General features: G+C 68.2%; 3 protein-coding genes. All 3 read right to left on the bottom strand.

Going from position 1 to position 1,924, the window contains the following annotated elements; translation table 11 throughout:
* Positions 1-187: flagellar basal body protein (locus PHC73_RS05975; RefSeq protein WP_300125663.1), on the bottom strand; the 187-nt coding region annotated here is incomplete at its 3' end.
* Positions 188-361: 174 nt separating this feature from the next.
* Positions 362-1,105: a flagellar basal body rod protein FlgF gene (locus PHC73_RS05970; protein WP_300125661.1), complete on the bottom strand. Its 744-nt coding sequence runs from the start codon at positions 1,103-1,105 to the stop codon at positions 362-364.
* A 6-nt stretch (positions 1,106-1,111) separates the two neighbouring features.
* Positions 1,112-1,924, bottom strand: an 813-nt coding sequence (locus tag PHC73_RS05965) for a flagellar hook protein FlgE (RefSeq protein ID WP_300125658.1), incomplete at its 5' end; no start/stop codon positions are given.

Raw genomic sequence — 1,924 nt, 5'->3', positions numbered from 1 at the left:
GCAGCTGCGTGTCCTGGGTGGAGTTGGCGCCCACCTGGTTGATGTTCTGGTGCAGCAGGTCCTCGAACACCGCCCGCTCGCGCTTGAAGCCGGTGGTGTTGACGTTGGCGATGTTGTTGGACACCACCTCCATGCGCGTCTGCTGCGCGTCGAGGCCGGTCTTGGCGATCCACAGGGCCTGGTTCATGACTGTTTTAACCCTCTCAAGTGATCTCTGAATTGAAGTTCAGAGGTTGCGCGCGCCATGGATGGCGCGCTCGCGGATCGAGCACACCAGTGCTCGGTCCGCGCAGCCGAGTCCGGACATGCGCCGGACTCGGCGAGTCTGAACAAGTCCCGGATGGACTTGTTCAGACCGTTCTTAACCATTGAGCGATAACAACCGGCTGCTGGCCTGGTCGGATTTTTCGGCCGCCTGCATCAGGCGCACCTGCAGCTCGTACTGGCGGCCGGCCTCGATCATCTGCACAATGGCGCCGACGGCGCTGACGTTGCTGTTTTCGAGGGCGTTCGGCGTCAGCCCGACGGCGGCGCTGGCCGGCAGCGGCCCGCCAGAAGCCGCCCGCAGCATGCCGTCGCCGCCCTTGCGCCAGCCGCCCGGCGGCGCCTCGACCAGCTTGATGCGCCCGACCACCACCCGCGCCTCGGGCCCCTGCCCGTCCGGCACCACCGTCACCGTGCCGTCACGGCCGATGCTGATGCTCTGATACGGCGGAACGAGCAGCGGCCCGCCGTCACCCAGCACCGGCAGCCCAGACGCCGTCTGCAGCACGCCGTCGGCGCTGACGCGCAGGTCGCCGGCGCGTGTGTAAGCCTCGCTGCCGTCGGGCGCCTGCACGGCGATCGCGCCCGCGCCATCCACCGCCACGTCCAGCTCGCGGCCGGTCTGCTGCAGCGTGCCGGCGCTGCCGTCCAGCCCCACGCCGGTGACCGGCGCGTAGACGCGAGTGTCCCAGCCGGCGCCCTCGAGCAGCGCCGCGCGGCTGGCCAGCAGGTCGGCCTTGAAGCCGACCGTACCGGCGTTGGCCAGGTTGTTGGCGGCCACCGCCTGTGCGGTGTCGAGCCGCGCGGCGCTGGCCGATGCAATGTAGACGAGCCGGTCCATGGCCTATCAGCGCATGTTCATCAGCGTCTGGGTGACGCGGTCTTCGGTCTGGATGACCTGCGCGTTGGCCTGGAAGTTGCGCTGGGCCGTGATCAGGTTGACCAGCTCCTCGGTCAGGTTCACGTTGGATTCCTCGAGCGCACCCGACGAGATGGTGCCCAGGCGCGCCGAGCCACCGGTGCCGATCAGCGGCACGCCGGAGGTATAGGTCTCGATCCAGGCGTTGTTGCCGGCCTGGCGCAAGCCCTGCGGGTTGGCGAAATTGGCCAGCGCCACCACGCCCTGCAGGCGCGACTGGCCGTTGGTGTAGCGGGCGAACACCTTGCCGGTCTCGTCGATGTTGATGGTGGCCAGGCGACCTGTGGTGTAACCGTCCTGGTCCAGCGCATTCACGCTGTAGGTGTCGCCGTACTGGGTGGTCGGCGTGGCGCCGGCGTAGTTGAGGGTGACGGTCATGTCGGCGGCACCCGGCACCTCGGCGGGGTCGTACGCGATCTGGCCGGTGGCCGGTGAGATGATCTTGCCGTCGGTGCCGAACTCGATCGTGCCATCGGGCGTCGGCGTGATCTCGTTGCCGTCCATCAGCAGGTGCGTGTTGTAGGTGTTGGGCGCGGTCTTGACGAAATACAGCACCGCGTCGTGGGCGCCGCCCAGCGAGTCGTAGAAGGTCATCGAGCTCGAGTTGGTGTAGCTGGCGGCGACGGTCGGGTCGAACGGCGTCTGCATCTCGTCCACCACCGGCGCCGAGGCGCGCAGGTTGATGCCCACATCCACCCGGCCGGTGGCCTTCGGCGCCACGTCCGAGGTGTCGATCTGCAG

The sequence above is a fragment of the Immundisolibacter sp. genome, assembly GCF_028696615.1.
Lineage (GTDB): Bacteria > Pseudomonadota > Gammaproteobacteria > Immundisolibacterales > Immundisolibacteraceae > Immundisolibacter.
The sequence above is the reverse complement of the archived record's forward strand: the minus strand, read 5'-3'. Positions and strand labels throughout refer to the sequence as shown.

What these genes read in the sequence shown, in the direction of transcription:
- PHC73_RS05970 (WP_300125661.1), bottom strand. Translation starts at nt 1,105, where the DNA reads ATGGACCGGCTCGTCTACATTGCATCGGCCAGCGCCGCGCGGCTCGAC.